Annotated in this window: 23 protein-coding genes; 16 read left to right on the forward strand and 7 right to left on the reverse strand. The window is 63.8% G+C overall.

Going from position 1 to position 25,304, the window contains the following annotated elements; translation table 11 throughout:
• Positions 1 to 80: 80 nt before the first annotated feature.
• The 9 genes from tolQ to ftsH all read left to right on the forward strand — a co-directional run bounded on the left by tolQ (position 81) and on the right by ftsH (position 9,758).
• A complete protein-coding gene (gene tolQ / locus LCM4576_RS07600; protein ID WP_071031443.1) occupies positions 81 to 791 on the forward strand; it encodes a protein TolQ in 711 nt (236 codons plus the stop codon).
• Positions 792 to 800: 9 nt separating this feature from the next.
• On the forward strand, positions 801 to 1,262 hold the full coding sequence (tolR, locus tag LCM4576_RS07605; protein WP_071031445.1) for a protein TolR: 462 nt from the start codon (positions 801 to 803) through the stop codon (positions 1,260 to 1,262).
• 9 nt (positions 1,263 to 1,271) lie between these two features.
• Complete coding sequence (locus tag LCM4576_RS07610) at positions 1,272 to 2,426, forward strand: TonB family protein (protein WP_071031448.1); 1,155 nt, start codon at positions 1,272 to 1,274, stop codon at positions 2,424 to 2,426.
• 40 nt (positions 2,427 to 2,466) lie between these two features.
• A complete protein-coding gene (gene tolB, locus LCM4576_RS07615) occupies positions 2,467 to 3,780 on the forward strand; it encodes a Tol-Pal system beta propeller repeat protein TolB (RefSeq protein WP_071031450.1) in 1,314 nt (437 codons plus the stop codon).
• A gap of 51 nt (positions 3,781 to 3,831) precedes the next feature.
• Positions 3,832 to 4,185, forward strand: coding sequence for a four helix bundle protein (locus LCM4576_RS07620; protein ID WP_244508299.1), 354 nt, complete (start codon positions 3,832 to 3,834; stop codon positions 4,183 to 4,185).
• A gap of 266 nt (positions 4,186 to 4,451) precedes the next feature.
• On the forward strand, positions 4,452 to 4,958 hold the full coding sequence (gene pal / locus LCM4576_RS07625; protein WP_071031452.1) for a peptidoglycan-associated lipoprotein Pal: 507 nt from the start codon (positions 4,452 to 4,454) through the stop codon (positions 4,956 to 4,958).
• Positions 4,959 to 5,176: 218 nt separating this feature from the next.
• Entirely contained in the window at positions 5,177 to 6,343 is a 1,167-nt protein-coding gene (ybgF, locus tag LCM4576_RS07630; protein ID WP_071031454.1) for a tol-pal system protein YbgF, read from the forward strand.
• Positions 6,337 to 7,719 (forward strand): tRNA lysidine(34) synthetase TilS, encoded by a 1,383-nt coding sequence (gene tilS, locus LCM4576_RS07635; RefSeq protein ID WP_071031455.1) that lies wholly within the window; start codon positions 6,337 to 6,339, stop codon positions 7,717 to 7,719. Before ybgF ends, tilS begins: the two co-directional genes overlap by 7 nt.
• A gap of 104 nt (positions 7,720 to 7,823) precedes the next feature.
• On the forward strand, positions 7,824 to 9,758 hold the full coding sequence (gene ftsH, locus LCM4576_RS07640; RefSeq protein WP_071031457.1) for an ATP-dependent zinc metalloprotease FtsH: 1,935 nt from the start codon (positions 7,824 to 7,826) through the stop codon (positions 9,756 to 9,758).
• A gap of 560 nt (positions 9,759 to 10,318) precedes the next feature.
• Here the strand turns inward: ftsH and LCM4576_RS07645 are convergent.
• Together LCM4576_RS07645 and LCM4576_RS07650 are read right to left on the reverse strand one after the other, a co-directional pair.
• Entirely contained in the window at positions 10,319 to 10,771 is a 453-nt protein-coding gene (locus tag LCM4576_RS07645; RefSeq protein ID WP_071031459.1) for a hypothetical protein, read from the reverse strand.
• Positions 10,772 to 11,004: 233 nt separating this feature from the next.
• Positions 11,005 to 11,844 (reverse strand): hypothetical protein, encoded by an 840-nt coding sequence (locus LCM4576_RS07650; protein ID WP_040991706.1) that lies wholly within the window; start codon positions 11,842 to 11,844, stop codon positions 11,005 to 11,007.
• A 369-nt stretch (positions 11,845 to 12,213) separates the two neighbouring features.
• Here LCM4576_RS07650 and glmM point away from each other — a divergent pair, with 369 nt between their 5' ends.
• From glmM to serA, 5 genes are all read left to right on the forward strand, one after another.
• Positions 12,214 to 13,566 carry a phosphoglucosamine mutase gene (glmM, locus tag LCM4576_RS07655; RefSeq protein ID WP_071031461.1) on the forward strand — a complete coding sequence of 451 codons (1,353 nt, stop codon included), beginning with the start codon at positions 12,214 to 12,216 and terminating at the stop codon, positions 13,564 to 13,566.
• A 213-nt stretch (positions 13,567 to 13,779) separates the two neighbouring features.
• Positions 13,780 to 14,616: an outer membrane protein gene (locus LCM4576_RS07660; protein WP_071031462.1), complete on the forward strand. Its 837-nt coding sequence runs from the start codon at positions 13,780 to 13,782 to the stop codon at positions 14,614 to 14,616.
• A 200-nt stretch (positions 14,617 to 14,816) separates the two neighbouring features.
• Positions 14,817 to 15,602 carry an outer membrane protein gene (locus LCM4576_RS07665; protein WP_041000911.1) on the forward strand — a complete coding sequence of 262 codons (786 nt, stop codon included), beginning with the start codon at positions 14,817 to 14,819 and terminating at the stop codon, positions 15,600 to 15,602.
• Between the two features lie 194 nt (positions 15,603 to 15,796).
• Complete coding sequence (locus tag LCM4576_RS07670) at positions 15,797 to 16,972, forward strand: phosphoserine transaminase (RefSeq protein WP_071031464.1); 1,176 nt, start codon at positions 15,797 to 15,799, stop codon at positions 16,970 to 16,972.
• A gap of 58 nt (positions 16,973 to 17,030) precedes the next feature.
• Positions 17,031 to 18,632 (forward strand): phosphoglycerate dehydrogenase, encoded by a 1,602-nt coding sequence (gene serA / locus LCM4576_RS07675; RefSeq protein WP_071031466.1) that lies wholly within the window; start codon positions 17,031 to 17,033, stop codon positions 18,630 to 18,632.
• 80 nt (positions 18,633 to 18,712) lie between these two features.
• Here serA and LCM4576_RS07680 read toward each other — a convergent pair whose 3' ends face one another.
• Both LCM4576_RS07680 and LCM4576_RS07685 read right to left on the reverse strand, forming a co-directional pair.
• Complete coding sequence (locus LCM4576_RS07680) at positions 18,713 to 19,267, reverse strand: SH3 domain-containing protein (RefSeq protein ID WP_244508300.1); 555 nt, start codon at positions 19,265 to 19,267, stop codon at positions 18,713 to 18,715.
• 13 nt (positions 19,268 to 19,280) lie between these two features.
• Positions 19,281 to 20,180 carry a DMT family transporter gene (locus LCM4576_RS07685; protein WP_071031470.1) on the reverse strand — a complete coding sequence of 300 codons (900 nt, stop codon included), beginning with the start codon at positions 20,178 to 20,180 and terminating at the stop codon, positions 19,281 to 19,283.
• A 327-nt stretch (positions 20,181 to 20,507) separates the two neighbouring features.
• Between LCM4576_RS07685 and LCM4576_RS07690 the strand changes: the two genes are divergently transcribed.
• Both LCM4576_RS07690 and LCM4576_RS07695 read left to right on the forward strand, forming a co-directional pair.
• A complete protein-coding gene (locus LCM4576_RS07690; RefSeq protein WP_040991723.1) occupies positions 20,508 to 21,806 on the forward strand; it encodes an adenylosuccinate synthase in 1,299 nt (432 codons plus the stop codon).
• Positions 21,807 to 21,876: 70 nt separating this feature from the next.
• Positions 21,877 to 23,658, forward strand: coding sequence for a hypothetical protein (locus LCM4576_RS07695; RefSeq protein ID WP_071031472.1), 1,782 nt, complete (start codon positions 21,877 to 21,879; stop codon positions 23,656 to 23,658).
• A gap of 29 nt (positions 23,659 to 23,687) precedes the next feature.
• Here the strand turns inward: LCM4576_RS07695 and LCM4576_RS07700 are convergent, their stop codons facing one another.
• From LCM4576_RS07700 to LCM4576_RS07710, 3 genes are all read right to left on the reverse strand, one after another.
• Positions 23,688 to 23,987, reverse strand: a complete 300-nt coding sequence (locus LCM4576_RS07700) for a CcdB family protein (RefSeq protein WP_071031474.1) — start codon at positions 23,985 to 23,987, stop codon at positions 23,688 to 23,690.
• The gene (locus LCM4576_RS07705) at positions 23,987 to 24,229 is read right to left on the reverse strand and encodes a type II toxin-antitoxin system CcdA family antitoxin (RefSeq protein WP_040991729.1); all 243 of its coding nucleotides are present in this window, start codon (positions 24,227 to 24,229) and stop codon (positions 23,987 to 23,989) included. Before LCM4576_RS07705 ends, LCM4576_RS07700 begins: the two co-directional genes overlap by 1 nt.
• Positions 24,230 to 24,292: 63 nt before the next feature.
• Positions 24,293 to 25,304, reverse strand: a 1,012-nt coding sequence (locus tag LCM4576_RS07710) for an ATP-binding cassette domain-containing protein (RefSeq protein ID WP_116397903.1), incomplete at its 5' end; no start/stop codon positions are given.

Raw genomic sequence — 25,304 nt, forward strand, 5'->3', positions numbered from 1 at the left:
CAAGCTTCGCGCGATCGGACCAAAGGAATGCCCATGGGCCAGCCGCCAGCGATGCCCGGAAAACCTTAAGGACTTAAGTCATGGAAAACATCGCTCTTGCCGATCCGGCAGCGCATTTGTCGATCTGGGCCCTGTTCATGCAGGCCGGCTGGGTGGTCAAGCTGGTCATGAWCGGCCTGCTTTGCGCCTCGATCTGGACCTGGGCGATCATCATCGACAAGCTCGTCGCCTATAGCAGGATGAAATTGGCACTGAACCGCTTCGAACAGGTCTTCTGGTCCGGGCAATCGCTCGAGGACCTCTACCGCACGCTGGCCGACCGAAAGACCACCGGCATGGGCGCGATCTTCGTCGCCGCCATGCGCGAATGGAAGAAGAGTTTCGAAAAGGGCGCGAAATCGCCGCTGGCGCTGCAGACGCGCATCGACAAGGCCATGGACCTGGCATTGACGCGCGAGATGGAAAGGCTGGAGGGCCGCCTCGGCTTCCTCGCCACCACCGGCTCGGCCGCGCCTTTCATCGGCCTGTTCGGCACCGTCATCGGCATCATGACGTCGTTCCAGGCGATYGCCGCCTCGAAAAACACCAGCCTTTCGGTGGTGGCGCCCGGCATCGCGGAAGCGCTGCTCGCGACCGCGATCGGCCTGCTCGCGGCCATTCCGGCGGTCATCGCCTACAACAAACTGTCATCGGACRCGAACAAGCTCGGCGTGCGCATGGAAGGGTTCTCGGACGAGTTCTCCGCCATACTCTCGCGCCAAATCGATGAAAAAGTAGCGCAGAAGGCCTGAGGAACGATCATGGGGATGTCTGCTGCTGGCGCAGGTGGCTCGGGGCGAGGCGGGCGCGGTCATAGGCGCCGTGGCCGTCACCATGCCCTGATGTCGGAAATCAACGTCACGCCGATGGTCGACGTGATGCTGGTGCTGTTGATCATCTTCATGGTCGCGGCGCCGCTGCTCACCGTCGGGGTGCCGATCGACCTGCCAGACACGCAGGCCAAGGCGATGAATGTCGACACGCAGCCGATCACCGTGTCGATCGACGCCGCGGGCAAGATTTTCCTGCAGGAAACYGAGATMCCGATCGAKGAGCTGGTGGCCAAGCTGCAGGCGATTTCCAAGACCGGCTATGATGAGCGCATCTTCATCCGCGGCGACAAGTCGAYGGATTACGGCACGGCGATGAAGGTCATGGCCCGCATTTCGGCGGCCGGCTACAAGAATATCGGCCTGGTCTCGCTGCAGGAACAGGATCAGTAGGCGCGCCAAATGCGGACCGGTCTCACCTCTTCGGTGATCTTGCATGCGGTGGCGCTGGCCTTCGGGCTGTTCACGCTATCGTCGCCRCCGGCCATGCCTGCCTCCGACGTCGAGTCGGTGGCAGTCGACATCGTGCCGATGGAAGCCATCGCGCAGACGCTGCAGGGCGACAAGAAGKCGGTCATGCATGACAAGCCGGCGCCTGTTCCGACGAAGCGCCCGGATGTTGTTCCCAATGCCCAGAAAGTCGGCGAGAACACCGTCGACACCGACAAGCCGGTGACGGACGAAGCCAAGCCGAAGCCGGTCGACAAGACGGCGGCGCCRCCGCCCGCGCCGACGCCGACGGAGAAGCCCGCGGTCGAGGACGTGCCGAAGCCGCAGGAGAAGCCGAAGCCGACGCCCGCGACGGAAGTCGCGCCGACGCCGACGCCGAAGGAAGAGGTCAAGCCCGAGCCGGTCAAGCAGACCGAGCCGAAGCCGACGCCGGCCAAGGAACCGACGCCCGCGCCGCAGCCGGACAAGACCGCTGCTATCCAGAAGGAAGTGGTCAAGCCGGACGCAGTCGCCGAGGCGATCTCGCAGGATCAGCCGACCGAGGAAGCAAAGCTTCCGGATTCGGCGCCGGCGCCGGAAGCGCGGCCGAAGCCGCAGCCGGCGCAGGCCGAGAGCGCCAAGGCGCCGGATCGCAAGGACGCCGAAAAGCCGGTAAAGGAAGCCTCTTCCAAGAAGAAATCGGACGAGAAGCAGTTCAACGCCGACGAGATAAYGGCCCTGCTCGACAAGCAAAAGCCGTCCGGYGGCGGCGCCAAGCGGTCAAGCCAGCAGGCCTCGCTCGGCGGCGAAAAGGATCAGGGCCAGAAGCTCTCCAAATCGGAGCAAGGGGCGTTGGAGGACCAGCTCGGTGGTTGCTGGACCCTTCCGGTCGGCCTCGAAGGCTCCGAGAACTTCACTGTGGTCGTGCGTTTCAACCTGAATGCCTCCGGCAAGCTGGAGGGGCGCCCGACCGTCGAGAAGTCCAGCGGCAACCCCCAGTTCGACGCCAGCGCGGTTCGCGCCGTGCAGAAATGCGATGTCGCCGGGCTGCAGGTTCCCGCCGGAAAGCAAGACATCTGGTCTGACATTCGCGTCAACTTCGATCCGAGAGCGATGCTTGGCCTCTAAGCCTGTGCGTCCAAAAAATCAGCAAGAGAAGCGAGAAGACATGAAAGCCATCCTCAAGCCGCTCCTGATGGTCGCCGCGATGGCGATGGGCATAAGTTCCGTCGCGATCCTGCCCGCCCAGGCAACTCTCGAGCTGAACGTCAACAAAGGCAATGTCGAGCCGATGCCGATCGCCATCCCTGACTTCCAGGGAGGACTTGGCCCGCAGATATCGGAGATCGTCGCAGCCGATCTGAAACGGTCGGGACTGTTCGCGCCGATCGACAAGGCCGCCTTTGTCGAAAAGATCACGAATCCGGATGCCACGCCCCGTTTCGACGACTGGAAGGTCATCAACGCGCAGGCGCTGGTCACCGGCAGCGTGAGCAAGGAGGCCGATGGGCGCATCCGCGCCCAGTACCGCCTGTGGGATATTTTCGGCAACCAGCAGCTGGCCGGCGAGCAGTTTTTCGCCAACGACGCCAATCAACGCCGTGTCGCGCACATCATCGCCGATGCGATCTATGAAAAGATCACCGGCGAAAAGGGCTATTTCGATACGCGCGTCGTCTTCGTCGATGAATCCGGCGCCAAGAACGYGCGCAAGAAGCGGCTCGCCATCATGGACCAGGATGGCGCCAATGTGCGCTATCTGTCGGACGGCCGCTCGATCGTGCTGACGCCGCGCTTCTCGCCGAACCGACAGGAAATCACCTACATGTCCTATGAAAGCGGGCAGCCGAAGGTCTATCTCCTGCAGATCGAGACCGGACAGCGCGAGCTGGTCGGCAACTTCCCGGGCATGACGTTCGCGCCGCGCTTTTCGCCCGACGGGCAGAAGGTGATCATGAGCCTGCTGCGCGACGACGGCAACTCCAACATCTTCGCCATGGATTTGAGGAGCCGCTCGACGACGCGGCTGACCGACTCGACCGCCATCGACACCTCGCCCTCCTATTCGCCGGACGGCTCGCAGATCGTCTTCACCTCCGACCGTGGTGGCGGCAGCGGCCGCTCGCAGATCTACGTCATGGGCGCGGACGGCTCCAACCCGCACCGCATCTCCTTCGGGGACGGCGTCTATTCGACACCGGTCTGGTCGCCGCGCGGCGACCTGATCGCCTTCACCAAGCAGAGCGGCGGCGAATTCCAGATCGGCGTCATGAAGACCGACGGCTCGGGCGAGCGCATCCTGTCCTCAGGTTTCCAGCAGGAGGGCCCGACCTGGGCGCCCAACGGCCGCGTCTTGATGTTCTTCCGCGACTCCGCCGGCGGCCCGAAGCTGGTTTCGGTCGATCTGACCGGCCGCAACGAGCAGCAGATTCCGACGGCGAACTATGCTTCGGACCCGGCTTGGTCGCCGTTGCTGGAGTGAGGGGCGGGGCAGGAGAGGAATTGAAGAACTGATGAATTGAAGAATTGAAGAATGGAGAAAGAGGGCAATTACATCAAGCGCGCGAAGGATTTGGAAGTCTATAGGCGTGCTTATGCAGTTTCTCTTGACGTTCACAGAGCGACGCTCGTTTTTCCGAAAATCGAGCAATACGCGCTGGCGGACCAAATGCGTCGATCCAGCAAGGCGATTTGCGCCAATCTCGCTGAGGGCTTTGCCAAGCAGACGCATTCCAGGCCAGAATTCGCACGGTTCATTTCGATGGCTCTGGGATCATGCAGCGAAATGGAACGTGGATTTCCTATGCCTTCGATCTTGGCTACGTCGCACAAGCGCAGCGCGACGAATGGCTGCGGTCCTATGTTCATATCTATGGAATGCTGGTGAATCTGAGGGAGAGGCTGAAGTGACCCTTTTCCTCAATTCTTCAATTCCTCAATTCTTCAGTTCCCCTTTTCCACGGCTTGGTCGCGTTTTGGCCGTATTTCCGCCTACGGTCCGCGGGCATTGTCGATCTTGGTAAATGCGTGGATGCGTAACGGCCGAGGACGGCGGCCGAAACCAAAAATTAACCGTGTTTCTTGAATGCCGGTTAACCCAAACGTGGTTACTGGGTGATCAACGAAATCACTCATATGCGAAGGAGAGGCGGCATGGGCCGTATCGCAGCACTTACCAGAAACCCGGCGATGATTGCGCTGGTGGCGRCTCTCGCCATCACCGGTTGCGCCTCGAAGAAGACCCCGAACAGCGCGGCGGATCTCGGCCTCAACGGCGCCGGCGCCGCGACGCCGGGTTCGGCCCAGGATTTCACCGTCAACATCGGCGACCGCATCTTCTTCGACACTGATTCCTCGTCGATCCGCGCCGATGCGCAGACCACGCTCTCGCGTCAGGCGCAGTGGCTCAATCAGTATCGCCAGTACGCGATCGTCATCGAAGGCCATGCCGACGAGCGCGGCACGCGTGAGTACAATCTGGCGCTGGGCGCCCGCCGCGCCGCCGCCACGCGCGACTTCCTGGTCTCCAAGGGCGTCTCCGCCAGCCGCCTGAAGACGATCTCTTACGGCAAGGAACGTCCGGTCGCGGTCTGCGACGATATCTCCTGCTGGTCGCAGAACCGCCGCGCCGTCACCACGCTTTCCGGCGCCGGCTCCTAAGGCCGGTCCCGCGGCCGCCGCTTGGCGCGACGCCGCAGGCGACAAAAATACAACACCGCAAAAATCAAAGGCGGCCGCAGGGCCGCCTTTTTCATTTGCGACACCCTGAAACAAAATTTGGCCGAAGTCTCGCGTCCTGCTATGAGCGCGAGGGCGCTTGCTCCCCCTGTTTTGATTTGGAAAGGCGCATCAGGCCAACACCCACCGCGAGAGACAGAATGCATTTCAGAACGGTCCTGAGCGGCACGCTTGCGCTGCTGCTCGTATCAAGCCTCCCAAGCCTTGCCGCGTCGGCCAACGGCGCCGGGCAGGCCTCCGACAGTGGCTTCACCTTCCATCTGCCGACACTCGGCATCTTCGGCGACAAGAAGAAGCCGGAACCGGCGCAGATCGCGCAGGACAACAGCGGTGGCATGACCGGTCTGGAAGACCAGCTGCGACAGTTGAACGGCAAGATCGAGGAGATGAATTTCCAGATCCTGCAAATGCAGGAACAGATCCGAAAGCAGCAGGAAGACAACGAGTTCCGCTTCCAGCAGCTCGAGGGCGGTGCGCAAGGCGGCGCCAAGCCGGCCGGGCAGAAGAAGTCGGAGGCCGCGCCCCAGGACGGGAATGGCAACGGCGGCAGCACCAATCTCGGCGACGCCGRCTCCGGGGATTCCGGCACCGGCGACGCCGGAACCGACAACAGCGTCGCCCAGGCCCCGGCGACGCAGGCGCCGGCCGACACCGGTGGGCAAGATGGCGGCGGYAAGACCGTCGGCGACGTGATCGTGGAATCGCAGACCGGCGATCCCGGCAAGCTGATCACCGGCGCGCCGCCGAAGAATTTCGGCACCATCACCGTCGACAAGAACGGCAACGTGGTCAATGCCGAGACCGGTTCGCAGGCCAGCGCGCCGGCGCAAGCTCCCGCGGCCACGGCAAACGCTCCTTCCGCCGAAACGCCGGCCAGGAAGAACAAGGCCGGCGGCACCGAAGTCGCGGCCCTGCCGTCGACCGACAATCCCGACGAGCTCTATCGCAATTCCTACCAGTTCATCCTGTCGGGCGACTACCCGACCGCCGAGCAGGGTTTTCGCGACCATATTTCGCGCTTCCCTAAGGACGCCAAGGCGGCGGACGCGCATTACTGGCTGGGCGAGTCGCTGCTCGGTCAACAGAAATACCGTGACGCGGCGGAGGTCTTCCTCGCCGCCAGCAAGGACTATCCGAAGGCCAAGAAGGCGCCCGACATGCTGCTCAAGCTCGGCGTTTCGCTGGTGGGCCTGAAGCAGAACGACGTGGCCTGCGCCACCTTCAACGAGATCGGCAAGCGCTATCCCGACGTTTCCGGCACGCTCAAGGAACGCATCAAGCAGGAAAAGGCGCTGGCGGCGTGCTGACGCCCGATACCAAAGACCGCCTTTTCTCAGACCTGGACTTTTCGAGCGGCGCCGTTGCAGCCGTATCCGGCGGCAGCGACTCGACCGCCCTTCTTCTCCTCCTCAAGGATCACCTCGACCGGACCGCATCGGGCGCCAGGCTGCTCGCGGTGACGATCGATCACGGCTTGAGGCCGGACTCGGCTACCGAGGCGCGGCAGGTTGCCAGGTTCTGCGCCGAGCGCGGCATTGCGCATCGCATTCTCGCCTGGCGCGGCGACAAGCCTGCCACGGGCCTGGCGGCCGCCGCACGCGAGCAGCGCTACGGGCTGCTTGCAGAAGCAGCCGATGCCGAACATATCAAGCTGATCCTGACCGGCCACACCGCCGACGACCAGGCGGAGACGGTGCTGATGCGCCAGGCGCGCGACGATGACGGCCGCGGCCTCGCTGGCATGGCGCCCGCCACGCTGCACGACTGGCGGACATGGATCATCCGGCCGCTTCTCGGCACAAGGCGCGCGGCGCTGCGCGACATGCTGCGGGCCTGCAATGTCGGCTGGATCGAGGACCCGACCAATATCGATATCCGCTTCGAGCGACCGCGCGTGCGGGCGAAGCTCGTGCAGGGCGAAGGCGAACGGCGCATCGCGGAAGCGCTGGCGCGGTCGCGCCAGGCGGCTTTCGCGCGCCAGGATATCGGTCGCCGCGCCGCGATGCTTGTCGACGTGCTTGCCGACAGACCAGGTCCAGGCCTCATCCGCCTCGATCGCGATTTCGCCAGGCAGGAGGATGGGGAAGCGGCCATCTATGCGTTGCGCATCCTTTTGGCCACCGTCGGCGGTGTGTCGTTCCTCGCCGATGAGGCGCGCTGCGCCGCGTTGTTTTCGCGCCTGCGGTTGGGGTCGCTTTGCGCCACATTGTCGCGGACGGTGGTCGATGCGCGGCGAACCGGCATTTTCCTCCGCCGCGAGAACCGCAACCTGCCCGCTGCCCTGCCGCCGTCGGACAACCAGCTTTGGGACAACCGGCGACGCATCACTTTGAAAGAACGCATCACTTTGAAAGACAGGCCGGGCGACTTGGTGATCGCGCCACTGGGGTTCGCCGCCGCCAGGCAAGCGTCCTTGAGCGAGGATGTTCCGCAAAGCCTCTCACGCGCGGCGCGGGCCGTGGAGCCGGCGCTGTGGCGCGGTGGCGTGTGCCTTGATGCTGCTGGTGGCGATGCCGGCTCGCTGGCGATCTCGATGGTTCCGGCGGTGGCCCCTTTCGCCCGCTTCCTGCCGTCCTTCGATCTTAAGCCCGCCGCCGCCATCGCGGCGCTTGTCGGCGCGCCGCCTTTGCCGGCGCCGCCATTCCTCGGCCATGATGGTGGCCGAGGGTGGGCGAAAGCTTAACCGATACATGCTGTTCTGCTTGGCAAGGGGAGGCGCTCTCCCTATGTTAGGCCCAAGCTTCTCCATCATCGCGGGTCCGTATGCGGGCCCCAACGGGACAATAGATGAATCCGARTTATCGCAACCTCGCGCTCTGGGCGATCATAGCCGTCCTGCTCATCGCCCTGTTCAATCTGTTCCAGACRCCTCAGACGCGCGGTGCCACGACGGATATCGCCTATTCGCAGTTCCTGCAGGATGTCGCTTCCGGCCGGGTCAAGAGCGTGACCATCGCCGGCGCCCGCATCTTCGGCAATTACACGGACAACGCCAACGGCTTCCAGACCTATTCGCCAGGCGACCCGTCGCTGGTTTCCAGGCTGCAGGACAAGAACGTCACCATCACCGCCAAGCCTGAGACCGACGGCTCCAATTCGCTGTTCGGATACTTGATCTCGTGGCTGCCGATGATCCTGATCCTCGGCGTGTGGATATTCTTCATGCGCCAGATGCAGTCCGGCTCCGGTCGCRCCATGGGCTTCGGCAAGTCGAAGGCCAAGCTGCTCACCGAGGCGCACGGCCGCGTCACCTTCCAGGACGTCGCCGGCGTCGACGAGGCCAAGGAAGACCTCGAGGAGATCGTCGAGTTCCTGCGCGATCCGCAGAAGTTCCAGCGTCTCGGTGGCAAGATCCCGCGCGGTGTGCTGCTCGTCGGCCCGCCCGGCACCGGCAAGACGCTGCTCGCCCGCTCGGTCGCGGGTGAGGCCAATGTGCCGTTCTTCACCATTTCCGGTTCGGACTTCGTCGAGATGTTCGTCGGCGTCGGCGCAAGCCGCGTGCGCGACATGTTCGACCAGGCCAAGAAGAATGYGCCCTGCATCATCTTCATCGACGAAATCGACGCGGTCGGCCGTCATCGCGGCGCCGGCCTCGGCGGCGGCAATGACGAGCGCGAGCAGACATTGAACCAGCTGCTGGTCGAGATGGACGGTTTCGAGTCCAACGAGTCGATCATCCTGATCGCCGCCACCAACCGGCCCGACGTGCTCGACCCGGCGCTCTTGAGGCCCGGCCGCTTCGACCGCCAGGTCGTGGTGCCGAACCCCGATATCGTCGGCCGCGAGAAGATCCTCAAGGTGCATGTGCGCAACGTGCCGCTGGCGCCCAATGTCGACCTCAAGGTCATCGCGCGCGGCACACCCGGCTTCTCGGGCGCCGACCTGATGAACCTCGTCAACGAATCCGCGCTGATGGCGGCGCGCCGCAACAAGCGGCTCGTCACCATGGCCGAGTTCGAGGACGCCAAGGACAAGATCATGATGGGCGCCGAGCGCCGCTCGTCGGCGATGACGCAGGCCGAGAAGGAGCTGACCGCCTATCACGAAGCCGGCCACGCCATCCTGGCACTCAACGTGCCGACGGCCGATCCACTGCACAAGGCGACCATCATCCCGCGCGGCCGCGCGCTCGGCATGGTCATGCAGCTGCCCGAAGGCGACCGCTATTCGATGAGCTACAAATACATGATCTCCAGGCTGGCGATCATGATGGGCGGCCGCGTCGCCGAGGAATTCAAGTTCGGCAAGGAGAACATCACGTCGGGCGCCTCCTCCGACATCGAGCAGGCGACCAAGCTGGCGCGGGCCATGGTCACGCGCTGGGGCTTCTCCGACAAGCTCGGCCATGTCGCCTATGGCGACAACCAGGAAGAGGTCTTCCTCGGCCATTCGGTGGCGCGCCAGCAGAACATCTCGGAAGAGACGGCGCAGATCATCGACGCCGAGGTGCGGCGGCTGATCGACGACGCCTATTCGACCGCGAAGTCGGTGCTGACCAAGAAGAAGAAAGACTGGATCGCGCTTGCCGAAGGGCTGCTCGAATACGAGACGCTGTCGGGCGACGAGATCAAGCAGCTGATCGCCGGGCACAAGCCCGCCAGAGACCTCGGCGACGACACGCCGCCCAGCCGTGGCTCGGCCGTGCCGAAGGCCGGCACGGGCGGCCGCCGCAAGAAGGGCCCCGAGCCCGAAGGCGGCATGGAGCCGCAGCCGTCAAGCTGAGAATTGGCTAAATCCTACAGACAAACGCCGCGGATCAAACCGCGGCGTTTTCGTTTTTGGGGCTTGTGATTTGCGAAGGTCACCGTGACGGCCAATCTCCCCCTTGTGGAGTCCACCCTCCGCGGCTGCAGCGTAGCTGCCGCGGAGGACAGGGCAGGGTAGAGGGGGAGCGCGAAGGATCGCGGCGCTCACAGGACGAAGGTTCCTCGCCCCACGAAAGTGGGGAGAGGTGTCTCGGAGAAGCCGAGACGGAGAGGGGAGCGCCCTACGAAGGCCCCCTCTCCGTCCGCTTCGCGGCCACCTCTCCCCCGCCTTTGGCGGGGGGCGAGGAACCCAAGCTTTGATRCGCCGGCGAGAACAGCGCCCCTCTGTCTTGCCCGTCCTCCGCAGCAACTGCGCTGCAGCTGCGGAGGGTGAACCGGACATCTCCCCTCGAGGGGAGATTGGCAGTGTCGCGGACGGCGCTTCCCTGAGGAGCGGATGTGACCTCGGAATCCGCCCAAACAAAAAGCCGGCGCACCTTGCGATGCGCGGGCTTTTTCTGGAAGAGGCTAAGGCGTTCAGCTCTTCAGCCTGGCATTGCAGAGGCTGTAATAACCGCCGCCCTTCTGGATCCAGCGAAGGCCGTTCAACGTACCCGCCTCCTTGTTGTCGTGGTAACCCTGCAGGCAGGTCTTCATCCGGGCCTTYGCGGGCCTTTCGGTCTTGAACTCGGCGGCGAGGGTGGTCGGGAATGTCACGCCCGCCGGCGCTACAGTGGGGGCGACCGCCGCGCTGGTTTCTTTTTTCGGCTGCTCAGCGGTTRCAGCCAAATCCGCGCTGACACTCTCCGCGGCGGACGTCGCGCACTTCTCCTTGCGGAAAGCGGCCCAGTCCATGCCGTTCAGAGTGCCACCTTCCTTGGCTGCCCGATAGGTCTCGCCGCATTCCTTCATCGTCAGTGCGCTTGCAGGCGCGGCGGTCCAAGCGACCAATGCCGTCACAGCCAACGCTGTCAATTTCAAACTGAACATAAGACCCTCCTGAGTGACAGTAATCTCGACGCCCTTTGTATACCGTTTGTTCCTGTTATGTTCAATCGGAATTTTGCAACTACCGATAGGCCTGCCGGTTGCAGTGTGGGCGAATCGATCATGCCCGCAGCTACGTCGATATGCAGATGCGAGGAAGGCCGCAGGCTCTTCGCCTGCAAAAAAGCCCGCGCATCTTGCGATGCGCGGGCCTTTTCTCTTCGATAATTCGGCGATCAGCTCTTCAGCTTGGCGTTGCAGAGACTGTAAAAGCCACCGCCCTTCTGGATCCACTTCAGGCCGTTCAGCGTGTTGGCATCCTTGTTGGCGTAGTACTGCTCGAGGCAGGTATGCATGCGGCCCTTGGCCGGGGTCTCGGTGGCGAATTTCGGCGAGATCGCCTTCGGGAAGGTCACGCCCTTCGGCGCGGCGACTGACGGTTTCGCCGGCTCGCTGGTATAGGTGGCTTCCGACGGCGCCGGCACGGTGTCGTCATCGTCGGCGCCGGCGCCGCACTCGGCCTTGCGGAAGTCGTTCCACTTCATGCCGTTCAGCTTGTTGGCGGTCTTGGCAGCCTGGTACTTGGTGCTGCACTCGGCCATGGTCAGGCCCTTGCCGCCGTCGGCAGCGGCGGTCGAAGTCTTGGTTGTCGCAGCCGGGGCGGCGGCAGCCGCGGCGGTTGCGCCAGGACCGCACTCGGCCTTGCGGAAGTCGTTCCACTTCATGCCGTTGAGCGTGCCGGCGGATTTTGCAGCCTGGTATTTGGCGCTGCACTCCTTGGAGCTCAGGCCCTTGGCTGCGTCATCGGCAGCGGCGGCCGTCTTTGCCTTCTTGGTCGTCTTGGTGTCGGCGGCCTTCGTATCGGTCGCCGCCTTGGTGTCGGTCGCGGCGGAGGCATCGCTGCCGCACTGCGCCTTGCGGAACTGGTTCCAGGTCTGGCCGGCGAGCGTTCCAGCATCCTTGGCCGCGTTATACTTGGTGCTGCACTCGGCCATGGTCAGCGCGTTGGCCGGTGCCGCCATGAACAAGGTTGCGACGGCGAGRCCCGTCAAAGCTGCAAGTCTATGAATAAGCATGGCGTTTTCTCCCTTGCTGCCGCCAATAAGTGTCCCTATGCCAAATCAATAGCTCTCAATGTGCGGTTGCGCCAGATGCTTCCAGCACGAGGCCCGTCACAAAGTGTGTTGTTCCCGATAAGGTGATGAATCGCTCGGCATAGCCGCTACGCCGCCAAGGTTCTCCGTGCGAACGCATGACGAAAAGCTGCCCTCCGCTGACATACTACCCCTGCAGCGAGAAGAGTGTCGKGCTCTCGAGCCACGCGCACCGCCCACGACAATGTTTTTCTAAGGATTGGTAATATACAATCACGAAATTTGATGATCGGATGCGGCTCAATTGTGGCAATAGGGGCGGCTGAAAAACCGACGGGGACAGCAAGGCACATGGCAGGTCAGTATTTCGGCACAGACGGTATCCGCGGACGCGCCAACAAATTTCCGATGACGGCCGAGGTCGCCATGCGCGTCGGCATGGCCGCCGGGCTCTCGTTCCAGCGCGGCAATCATCGTCACCGCGTCGTGCTCGGCAAGGACACRCGGCTTTCCGGCTACATGATCGAGAACGCCATGGTCGCGGGCCTGTGYGCCGCCGGCATGGACGTGTTCCTGCTCGGCCCGATCCCGACGCCCGCCGTCGCCATGCTGGTGCGCTCGCTGCGCGCCGACATCGGCGTGATGATCTCGGCCTCGCACAATCCTTATTACGACAACGGCATCAAGCTGTTCGGTCCCGACGGCTACAAGCTTTCCGACGAGATCGAGGAGCGCATCGAGAGCATGCTCGACAAGGACATCGACCTTGYGCTCGCCGATTCCGACGGGCTCGGCCGGGCCAAGCGCGTCGATGGCGTGCATGACCGCTATATCGAATTCGCCAAGCGCACGCTGCCGCGCTCGATGTCGCTCTCGGGCCTGAGGATCGTCGTCGACTGCGCCAACGGCGCGTCCTACAAGGTGGCGCCCGAGGCGCTGTGGGAACTCGGCGCCGAGGTGGTGGCGATCAATGTCGAGCCGAACGGCTTCAACATCAACAAGGAGTGCGGCTCGACCCATCCGGCCGGCCTGCAGAAGAAGGTGCACGAGGTGCGCGCCGACATCGGCATCGCGCTCGACGGCGATGYCGACCGTGTCGTCATCGTCGACGAGAACGGAGCGATCGTCGACGGCGACCAGATCATGGCGCTGATCGCCGAATCCTGGCACCAGAGCGGACGACTGGCCGGCGGCGGCGTCGTTTCCACCGTGATGTCCAATCTCGGCCTGGAACGTTTCCTCGGCGACATGAAGCTGCAGCTCCATCGCACCAAGGTCGGCGACCGCTATGTGGTCGAGCATATGCGCGCGCATGGCTTGAATGTCGGCGGCGAGCAGTCGGGCCACATCGTGCTTTCCGATTTCTCGACCACCGGCGATGGCCTGGTCTCGGCCTTGCAGGTGCTGGCCTGCATCAAGCGGCAGAACCGCCCGGTCAGCGAGCTGTCGAAGAAGTTCGAGCCGGTGCCGCAGCTTCTGAAGAATGTCCGCATCTCCGGCGGCAAGCCGCTGGAGGAAGCGCCGGTCAAGGYGGCGATCGAGGAGGGACGCAACCGGCTCGGAACGTCCGGCCGCCTCGTCATCCGGCCCTCGGGCACCGAGCCGCTCATCCGCGTGATGGCCGAGGGCGACGATCCGCAACTGGTCGAAGCGGTGGTCAACGACATCGTCGGCATTCTTCAGGAAACCCGCAGCGCCGCCTGAACCCGGCCGCAGTTCCCCTCAACCGCAAAGCCCGCCGTCAGGCGGGCTTTTTCGTCGCCAGGCAGGCCGTTCGGACAACGGCGTTCGCTCTAAAATTGTATAGATTCGTGGTTAATCGGTACGGTTAAACGGCCTTTAACCTTTGCAATTCATTATCCACACCCGAGGCAACCATCTTCGGGCGTCGTCCCGAGGCTTCTTAGGGGTGACAGCATGTTCAATATAAAGAGAATGGCAGTGCTTGCCGCGCTGTTCGCGGGGCTGGCCGGCCCGGCGCTGGCGGCCGATCTTCCGCAGCCGATCGAAGAGGCGCCGCCGCCGGTCGTCGAAGCGCAGCCCGTCGATGTCGGCGGCTGGTACATCYGCGGCGATCTCGATTATCATTGGTCCCGCTTCGGCGGCGCCGACTACATCACTTACGGGGCCGCGCCCCAGACTCAGGGCAGCTTCGCCACGGGCTCCCTCAAGGGCGCCTTATCTGCGGGCGCTGGCATCGGCTACCAAGTGAACCAGTATTTTCGCACCGATCTCACCGCGGACTGGATGAGCAAGTCAAACTTCCGCGGCTCGACGGTCGGCTTCTGCGGCGGCGGCGTGCCCTGTACTTCCGTCGACACCTCCTCCTATTCGGCGCTRCTGCTTCTGGCCAACGCCTATGTCGATATCGGTACCTGGCACGGCATCACGCCMTATGTCGGCGCCGGTATCGGTGGCGCTTGGGTCAAGTGGGACACGCTTCACAACAGCGACGACGATGGCGACTTCTTCCATCGCGGGGGAAAGGGCTGGCGCTTCGCCTATGCCCTCATGGCCRGTGCCTCCTACTGCCTGACGGATCGCGTCAAGCTGGACGTTGGCTACCGCTACAGCCATATCAATGGCGGCAAGATGTTCGAATACGCCTCGGACAGCAATGTTGGCCCCGGCTACGATCGTGGCATCAACGTGCATGAAGTGCGTGGCGGCCTCCGCTACCAGTTCGGCGGCCAGTCGGACTGCGCGCCGCCGCCGGAGCCCTACGTTCCGCCGGAACCGATCTACACCAAGTAATCGCTTCCTGGATCCTCGAATTCAAAGCCGCCCGGCGCCAGCCGGGCGGCTTTTCGTTTGTGCGACGCCGGTAATATCGATCGAATCAATTCGGTAACCGGCTGTCATCCTTAACCGGCACTTAACCACTATGGTTAACAATGGGATCTTGAAACGGCGCCCGCGTTCGTGATTGGCGCCAATTTCAGGAGCCGGGGACCATGACATTAAGATCGCGTATCGCGTCAGCGCTTGCMGCAATCATCCTGCTGCCGATGACGCCGGCGCTGGCGGCGGACTACGATCCGCCGATCTATGTCGACCAGGCGCCGGATTACCAGCCGGTCGAGGTCGGCTCGGGCTGGTACCTGCGCGGCGATGTCGCTTATCTGCCGCAGAAGAGCTTTAAGAACGGGAGTTTCACCTTCCCCTCAACGATTAACAACGAAAGCTTCAGTGAGAGCGAGAAGGCATATTTCGCCAGTATCGGCTTCGGATATCATTTTAACGACTATCTCCGCGCCGATCTCAACCTCGGCTACCTGCCCGGCAACAAAGCCAGCTTCAGCTATGACGACAGAACGGTCGTGGTGGCGCCGGCAACGTCGACCGTGGGAGATGGAAGCCTCAAGAACTATGCCTTCTCAGGCATATTGAACGGCTATGTCGACCTTGGAACATATGTCGGCGTCACGCCCTATATTGGCGCCGGCATCGGTATCGTGCAAAGCAAATACAGCCTTTCGGCGGACTATTCCACCAACAATAGCGATCCAAGCGACGACTTCTCCATACGCAGCAGCAAAACCAAATATTCCCTGGCATACACATTGAACGCCGGCCTTGCCTACCAGGTCTCGAAGAATGTCCTGATCGATCTTGGCTATCAGTATTTCTCCGCGCCCGACGCCGAATATGTCACGGCCGCAAGCCTGAATTCCTTCCCGATCCACAAAGGCATCAGCAATCACCAGGTCAAGCTCGGCCTGCGCTACGACCTCTGGTAAAGCGAAACGGACTCCGAAATGCCACGGCGGGCCAACGGCTCGCCGTTTTTATTTCGAGGTGCGCACACTGGTCATAGGGAATATCCCGACAGCGACAAAAACTTTGCTCTTGACGCCGAAGCCTTGAGCGCATATCGCCGTTCGTGGGCCACCCCTCCCCAACGAGGGGCCACTATCTGGAAGGATAGACCACGATGACGACACCTACCAAGCCCGGACTCCGTCCGGCAAACCCCAATTTCTCTTCAGGTCCCTGCGCAAAACGTCCCGGCTGGTCGGCCGAGGCGCTGAAAGCCGCCGCACTCGGGCGCTCGCACCGCGCCAAGATCGGCAAGGCCAAGCTCGAACAGGCGATCGAGCTGACGCGCGAAATCCTCAAGGTTCCCGCGAGCTATCGCATCGGCATCGTGCCGGCGTCGGACACCGGCGCGGTCGAGATGGCGCTATGGTCGCTGCTCGGCGAGCGCGGCGTCGACATGGTCGCCTGGGAGAGCTTTGGCTCCGGCTGGGTGACGGATGTCGTCAAGCAGCTCAAGCTCGCCGACGTGCGCAAATTCGAGGCCGGCTACGGCAAGCTGCCCGACCTCAAGCAGGTCGATTTCGACCGCGACGTCGTCTTCACCTGGAACGGCACCACCTCGGGCGTGCGCGTGCCCAACGGCGATTTCATTCCCGCGAACCGCAAGGGCCTGACCATCTGCGACGCCACCTCGGCGGCGTTCGCGCAAAGGCTCGACTTCGAGAAGCTCGATGTCGTCACCTTCTCCTGGCAGAAGGTGCTGGGCGGCGAGGGCGCGCATGGCATGCTGATCCTGTCGCCCCGCGCCGTCGAGCGACTGGAGACCTACAAGCCGGCCTGGCCGCTGCCGAAGATCTTCCGCCTCACCTCGGGCGRCAAGCTGATCGAGGRCATCTTCAAGGGCGAGACSATCAACACGCCATCGATGCTGTGCGTGGAGGACTATCTCGATGCGCTCCACTGGGCGAAATCGATCGGCGGGCTCGATGCGCTGATCGCCCGCGCCGACGCCAATGCCGCGGTGCTCGACCGGTTTGTTGAGACGTCGCCGTGGCTCGGTCATCTTGCCGTCGATCCGGCGACACGCTCGAACACGTCCGTGTGTCTCTCCTTCACCGATCCTGACGTCGCGGCGCTCGACGCCGACGGCCAGGCGGCTTTCGCCAAGGGCATCGTGTCAGCGCTCGACAAGGAAGGCGTCGCTTACGACATCGGCTCCTATCGCGATGCCCCGCCCGGCCTGCGCATCTGGTGCGGCGCAACCGTCGAGACCTCCGATCTCGAAGCGCTGCTGCCCTGGCTCGACTGGGCCTTCGCCACGCAGAAGGCATCGCTGAAAGCAGCGGCCTGAAATCCGTGGCGGCCTGCGGGCCGCCATTTCCCGACATTTCCACGTCAAGGAGGCCGCAATGACGCCCCGCGTTCTCGTTTCGGATAAACTTTCCACCACCGCCGTGCAGATCTTCAAGGATCGCGGCATCGACGTCGACTATCTGCCCGATCTCGGCAAGGACAAGGAAAAGCTCGCCGAGGTGATCGGCCAGTATGACGGCCTCGCCATCCGCTCGGCGACCAAGGTCACCGAGAAGCTGATCAATGCCGCCACCAGGCTCAAGGTCGTCGGCCGCGCCGGCATCGGCGTCGACAATGTCGATATCCCGGCCGCCAGCCGCAGGGGTATCATCGTGATGAACACGCCCTTCGGCAATTCGATCACCACGGCGGAGCACGCGGTCGCCATGATCTTCGCGCTGGCGCGCCAGATCCCGGAGGCCAACGCCTCGACRCATGCGGGAAAATGGGAAAAGAACCGCTTCATGGGCATCGAGATCACCAGCAAGACGCTGGGCGTGATCGGCTGCGGCAATATCGGCTCGATCGTCGCCACGCGCGGCGTCGGCCTGAAGATGCATGTGATTGCCTTCGACCCGTTCTTGTCGGACAGCCGCGCCGAGGAGCTCGGCGTCCAGAAGGTCGAGCTCGACGAGCTCTTCGCCCGCGCCGACTTCATCACCTTGCACACGCCGCTGACGGACAAGACGCGCAACATCATCGACGCGGCCGCGATCGCCAAGATGAAGGACGGCGTTCGCATCATCAATTGCGCCCGCGGCKGGCTGGTCGTCGAGGCCGACCTGGTCGCCGCGCTGAAGAGCGGCAAGGTGGCCGGCGCCGGCATCGACGTGTTCGAGGTCGAGCCGGCGGAAAACAACCCGCTGTTCGGCATGGAGAATGTCGTGGCGACCCCGCATCTCGGCGCCTCGACCACCGAGGCGCAGGAGAATGTCGCGCTGCAGGTGGCCGAGCAGATGAGCGACTATCTGATCAAGGGCGCGGTCTCCAACGCCATCAACATGCCCTCGATCACCGCGGAGGAGGCGCCGCGGCTGAAACCCTTCGTCAAGCTCGCCGAAGTGCTCGGCGCCTTTGTCGGCCAGGTCACCGAGGACCCGATCAAGGAGGTCGAGATCCTGTTCGACGGCTCGACCGCGACGATGAACACGCGCGCGCTGGTGAGCGCGGCGCTCGCAGGCCTGATCCGGCCGCAGGTCGCCGACGTCAACATGGTGTCGGCGCCGATCATGGTGAAGGAGCGCGGCATCATCGTCGCCGAGGTCAAGCGCGACAAATCGGGCGTGTTCGACGGCTATATCAAGCTCACCGTCAAGACCGAGCACATGACGCGCTCGATCGCCGGCACCTGCTTCTCCGACGGCAAGCCGCGCTTCATCCAGATCAAGGGCATCAATCTCGACGCCGAGGTCGGCCAGCACATGCTCTACACGACCAATGCCGACGCGCCCGGCATCATCGGCCTGCTCGGCACGGTGTGCGGCGAGAATGGCGTCAACATCGCCAACTTCCAGCTCGGCCGTAACCGGCCTGGCGGCGATGCGATCGCGCTGCTCTATCTCGACGCGCCGTTTCCGGAAAAAGTGCTGGAGCAGGTGCGGGGGCACAAGTCGATCGACTCGGCGAAGCGGCTCCGCTTCGACGTCGGCGGCGAGTGAACGCGCCGGGCGATTGAAATTGAAACGCCCCRCCTGGGACAGCAGCGGGGCGTTTCAATTCTGTCAGGCCTTGATCGACCTCACTTGCAGGGGAAGCCGGGCGCGATCTTGCACTGGGGCTTGTGCGGCTTGGGCGGGCGCGGCCGTTGCGGCTTGTGCGGCCAGTGCGGGCGGTAATGCGGCGGGCGAACGACGATGCGCGGCTGCACGATCACGGGTCGAACGACGTGGGAACGCTCGAGGTAATTCGCGCTCGCCCAGCCGTGAATCCCGGCCGCATCAATCGAGCACCAGCTGCCCTGGCAAAGGTTCAGCGTCACCCTCTGGCCCGCCGGCAAGGTTGCGATCTTCGCATAGTGCGTGCCCGGGCCGCTGCGCACATTCAGCGATGTCGTGGTGTGGGCGACCGTGGCCGCCGACGCCGATGCGGGAAAGGCCGCGAGGCCGACAACGGCGCCGATCAGCGCCAAGAACATCCGGAAATTCATGGTTCCCTCTCTGGTCGATGAAAAACAACCCGGCCGTGGCATCTGTTCGTCGAAAGTTGAGAGAGTCAATGCCGCCACAGGCTTTGGTATATCGAAAATATCAATATCCTTAGTGGGATAGAAGTTGCTGACGACTGCTTGGAACATTATGCGGCAGATATCATCCGGTCTGCAGCACTGTTCTGCTGCCGCTGTATTCGGCAAGGGCAATGCCGCCGAGGACAAGCGCCAGCGCGAAAGCCTGATAGGGCTGAAACTGCTCGCCGACGATCAGCACCGAAAGCAGCGTGCCGAAGATCGGCACCAGGTTGATGAACAGTCCGGCGCGGTTGGCGCCGATCAGCTCGTTGCCCTTGATGTAGAAGATCTGCGCGATGACGGAGGCGCCGAGCGCCGTGTAGAGCGTCAGCGCCCATCCGTGCGCGTCCGGCACGATGACGCGGCCGGCCACGATCTCCCAGATGAAGAAAGGCACCGAGGTCAGAAGCGCCGAGATCGATAAGGCGAGCATCAGGCTTTGCCAGCGAATGGCGGGTTTCAGGCGCAGCCCGACCGAATAGAGGCTGTAGCAAAGCACCGCGACGAGCATGATGGCGTCGCCGAAATTGAGGTCGAGCTTCAGCAGCTGACGAAGGTCGCCATGGCTCGCGGTCAGCGCGACACCGACGATGGTGAGCGCGACGCCGACGATCTGCAAAGCCTGAACGCGCATCCGGAAGAAGATGAAATTGGCGAGGATGATGACGATCGGGATCGCGGCCTGCTCGATCGAGACGTTGATGGCGGTCGTGTAGTTGAGCGCGGTGTAGAAAATGACGTTGAAGAATGTAAAGCCGCAGGTGCCGAGAGCCGCGACCAGCCGCCAGTGCCTGCGCAGCTTTGGCCAGTCTTCGCGCAGCGGCCGCCAACCGAAGGGCAGCAGGATCAGCACCGCCATCACCCAGCGCAGGAACACCAGCATCATCGGGGAGACATGGCCGACGGCAAGCTTGCCCGCCACCGAGTTGCCGCCCCATAGCAGCATGGTCGACAGAAGCAGAAGATAGGCGGCTCGGTGCATCGGCAAATCCGGCGCGGCGCAATGCGTTAAAGGGTCAAGGCCGGGGTAGTGCGGCAGCGGCGGCAAGTAAATGATGCGAAAGCCGGATTTTGTTATGCCTGAACCGGGTTGACGTTCGCCGGCGGCGCCTTTTTGATCCGACTCCTGGCCGGAGCATAATATCCTCAGAAGGCCGGTAGTCGCCTTTGCGTTCGCCGGCCTTCGGTTCGGGGGTGACGTRCCAAAGGATGGTTTCGGCGRCAARGAAAGGGTCGCGCCGRCCGGCGCTTGACGCTATAGAGGCCTGTCGTTTCAGGCCGCCCGCGCGGCATTTCAAGGGAAAAGAACATGGCCAATGTGGTGGTCGTCGGCTCGCAGTGGGGCGACGAAGGCAAGGGCAAGATCGTCGACTGGCTGTCGGAACGGGCCGATGTGGTCGTGCGCTTCCAGGGAGGCCACAATGCCGGCCATACGCTGGTCGTCGACGGCAAGGTCTACAAGCTGTCGCTGCTGCCCTCGGGCGTGGTCAGGCAGGGCAAGCTTTCGATCATCGGCAATGGCGTGGTGTTCGATCCGCATGCCTTCGTCGCCGAAGCCAAGAAGCTCAAGGAACAGGGCGTGGAGGTCACGCCGGAGCGCCTGAAAATAGCCGAAAACACCGCGCTTATCCTGTCGCTGCACCGGGAGCTGGACGGATTCCGCGAAGACGCCGCTTCGAATTCCGGAACCAAGATTGGCACGACCCGCCGCGGCATCGGCCCCGCCTATGAGGACAAGGTGGGCCGCCGCGCGGTGCGGGTGATGGATTTGGCGGATTTGGAAACGCTCCCCTTGAAGGTCGACAGGCTGCTGACGCACCACAACGCGCTTCGCCGCGGGCTAGGCCATCCGGAAGTGACGCATGAGGCGATCATGCAGGAGGTGACTTCGGTGGCCGCCGAGATCCTGCCTTATATGGACCGCGTCTGGAAGGTGCTCGACGACAAGCGCCGCGCCGGCGAGCGCATCCTGTTCGAGGGCGCGCAAGGCACGCTGCTCGACATCGACCACGGCACCTATCCCTTCGTCACCTCGTCCAACACCGTGGCGGGCCAAGCGGCAGCCGGTTCCGGCGTCGGCCCCGGCGTCATCGGCTACGTGCTCGGCATCACCAAGGCCTACACGACGCGCGTCGGCGAGGGACCGTTCCCGACCGAGCAGAAGAACGAGATCGGCGAGTTCCTCGGCACGCGCGGCCACGAATTCGGCGTCGTCACCGGACGCAAGCGGCGCTGCGGCTGGTTCGATGCGGTGCTGGTGCGTCAGGCCGTCGCCGTCAACGGCATCAAGGGCATCGCGCTCACCAAGCTCGACGTGCTGGACGGGCTCGACGAGATCAAGGTCTGCACCGGCTACCGGCTCGACGGCGAGACGATCGATTACCTGCCGGCCAGCCAGGGCGCGCAAGCGCGGGTCGAACCCATCTACGAGACCCTCGAAGGCTGGAAGGGAACCACGGCCGGCGCCAGAAGCTGGAACGATTTGCCGGCGCAAGCCGTCAAGTATGTCCGCTATATCGAGGAGCTGATCGGCGCCCCGGTGGCGCTGCTCTCCACCAGCCCCGAACGGGACGACACAATACTTGTGACCGACCCGTTTCAAGACTAGTTTCGCAGCCCTTCCCGGCGCTATGGCTGATTTGCGGCCGGCGGGAAAAAGAATGCAGGTCACCTGACGCATGGCAGATTTCGTTAGTGTTCTGAAAAAGCAGCTCGAGAAGAAGGGGGATCCTTCGTTCGAGGTGCGCAAGCAGATATACGACGGTGCCCGCGCGGTGCTGGCGAAGAAGCTCGCCGAATATTCCCCGCCGCTGGCACCCGATGTCGTCAGCAAGCAGAAGCGCTCGCTGGAAGACGCCATCTCCAGCGTCGAGCGCGACTATGTCAAACGCGTTCCGGCCGAGGATCCGCTGGCGGAACTGGAGCATATCTTCTCTTCCATCGACCGCAACAGGAACCAGCCGAACCACTCCCGCCAGCCGGCGGCGCCTGTGGCTGCGAAGCCGGATCCGTTCAAATCCGAACCGTTCAAGCCGGCGGCCCCGCCCGCCAGGACGGAACCGAGCTGGCAAAGCGCGCCGAAGGCGGAGCCCGCGCCGCAGGACCCTGCGAAGGCCGAGCCAGCCTGGCAGAACACGGCAAGGACCGAGCCAAGCTGGCAGGCAGCGCCGAAGGCGGAGCCTGCCTGGCAGAAGGCGACGCCGCCGATGCCATCGCCGCGCGAAGACGATGTGGGCGTGGCCGGCATGGACGATGCCGACGATGGCGGCGATGTCTTTGCCAGCGATGAGCAGCCGGCCGACACCTTCCAGCGCCTGCGGCCACAGCCGCAGGAGCGCAAGCGCGGCTATGGCGGCTTGATCGCCGCTCTCATCGCGCTCCTGGTGCTGGCGGGCGGCGGCTACGGCATATGGCTGAACAAGAACGCGTTCGGCTCGCTCTTCGGCCTTGGCGGCGGCAGCAAGACGGTCTCGACCGAGCCTCTGGTGAAGCCGGCTCCGGCCAAGCCCGCCACCGAGACGGCCGCCGCGCCGGCCCCCGCCGCCAGCGAGCCCGCGGAGACGACCAAGTTCACACAACGCCTGACGCCCGAGGGCAAGGAGACCGATCCCGGCCCCGCCGGCGGACAGGCCACGATCGGCGAGGGCGAATCCGTCGCGGCGCTGACGTCGCGGCCGCCGGCCGCGCCGACAACGGCGCCAGCGACGACCCCGCCTGCTGCGGCCACGCAAACGCCTGGCGCGCCTGCCGGAGGAACAGCGCCGGCGACCGACGCGGCCAATCCGACCCCGCCGGCGGCCGGAACCGCACCGCCAGCGGCAGGCGCCACGCCGCCCGCGGCTGGAGCAACGCCGCCGGCCGCAGGCACGACGCCGCCCGCGCCGGCGACCGCCGAGGCGACCGTGCCGGTCGGGCAGAAGGCGATCTTCTATGAGGAGCGCACGAGCACCCAGCAGGGCACGGCCGAGCCCGGCAGCATCGTCTGGTCGCTGGTGCAGGAATCGCCCGGCGGCGACCTGCCGCCGGAACCGGCGATCCGCGCCGAGGCGACGATCCCCGGCAAGAACATCCAGTTGCGCATGACGATCCGGCGCAACACCGACCAGACCTTGCCGGCCAGCCACATCATCGAGATGATCTTCCTGACGCCGGAAGGGTTTGACGGCGGCGGCGTCGATAACATCCTGCGCATAGCCATGAAGAGCTCCGAGCAGGATGCCGGCAGCCCGCTGATCGGCATTCCGGCCAAGATCGCCGACGGCTTCTTCCTCGTCGCGCTCAACGACACCAAGGCGGACGAGGACGCCAACCTGACGCTGCTTCGAGGCCAGGACTGGATCGACGTGCCGGTGGTCTACAAGACCGGACGCCGCGCGCTGCTGACCATGGAAAAGGGCATCCCGGGCGAGAAAGTGTTCGACGAGGCGCTGAAGGCCTGGGCGACGAAGACGTCGGGGTGAGGGGCAGCGGCGGTTTAAGCCGCCGCCGCTCAGAAGCCCTGAAACAGCATGTCGAGCGCGGCGACGATCTCGTCGTGGTGGCTTATGAGGTTGGTTCGATTTTCACCGAGTTCGGTCGCAGCCACTGTCGCGATCAGGTGAGTAGCCATCACCATCTTGCGCCCATTGATCTCGAAGACCGGATGCAGCTTGCGCATCGGCGAAGGCGTCGAGGTCAGCGGCAGAAGCGGAACGACGACCCTAGTCTTGAAGTGGTCGAGCAGGCCGGATTGAACATCGAGCAAATAGCCGCCTTCGATGCCGCTGGCGAAGACGTCGTAGCGCVCCATCAGAATTGCCGATGCTCGGCGAGCGGGATGCCATGCTTGTCGACATAGTCGTTCCAGGCCTCCATCGTCGCACGGTTCTCAAGCTTCCACAGCCGCGTTTTCTCCGCAGCAACCGCTTCCGCTATACCGGCTTCCGCGGCACGCGAGACATTCACGTTGAGCCCCTTGGCTTCCGCCATAAGTTGAGAATCGATCGACAGATTAGCCGGTTGACGGACCGCGTTCGCTGCTATCTTGCGCATGATGGCGTCCTCATTATGCGCATATCTTATGCGCACGGTACCGCCTTTGCAATGAACGCGGTATTACCCCTCCATCTCCTCCCGCAGCATCTCCAGCTCCAGCCACTCTTCCTCGAGTGCGGCAAGCGTCGTGCGCTCCTTGTCGAGCGCGGCGATGGTCTTCTGGAACGAGACGGGATCGCGCTCGTAGAAGGCGGGGTCGGCGATGTTGTTCTCCAGCCGCGAGATCGAGGCCGTCACCGCCTCGATCTTCTTCGGCAGGGAGTCCAGCGCGAACTTCTGCTTGAAGGAGAGCTTTTTCGCTGGACCCTTGGGTGCTGTCTGTTCGGCTTTCGGCGAAGCCTCGGCGGTCTCGGCCTTCGACCTTGCCTTGCGGTCTTCTAGCTTCGAGCCGCCGCGCTGCGCCAGCATGTCGGAATAGCCGCCGGCATATTCGATCCAGCGGCCGTTGCCCTCTGGCGCGATCACGCTGGTGACGGTGCGGTCGAGGAAGTCGCGGTCGTGGCTGACCAGGATCACCGTGCCGGCAAAGCCCGCGACCAATTCCTGCAGCAGTTCCAACGTCTCCATGTCGAGATCGTTGGTCGGCTCGTCGAGCACCAGAAGGTTCGCCGGCCGCGCCAGAACGCGGGCCAGCAGCAGCCGCGCCCGCTCGCCGCCGGAAAGCTCGCGCACCGGCGTRCGCGCCTGCTCGGGCTTGAACAGGAAATCCTTCATGTAGGAGACGACATGGCGCTGCTCGCCATTGACGAGCAGGTTCTCGCCGCGCCCGTCGGTCAGGTAGTGCGCCAGCGTCTCCTGCGGGTCGACGGCCTCGCGTTTCTGATCGAGCGTCGCGATCTCGAGATTGACACCGAGCCGCACGGTGCCGGCATCCGGCGCCAGCTCTCCGGTCARCATCTTCAGCAATGTCGTTTTGCCCGCGCCGTTCGGGCCGACCAGGCCGACGCGGTCGCCGCGCTGGATGCGGGTCGAGAACCCTTTGACCACGGTGAGGTCGCCAAAGCTCTTGTCGATGGCCTTGGCTTCRATCACCAGCTTGCCGGATTCGGCGGCGTCRCTCGCCACCATGGTG

It is taken from the genome of Mesorhizobium sp. LCM 4576, from assembly GCF_001854815.1.
GTDB lineage: Bacteria > Pseudomonadota > Alphaproteobacteria > Rhizobiales > Rhizobiaceae > Mesorhizobium > Mesorhizobium plurifarium.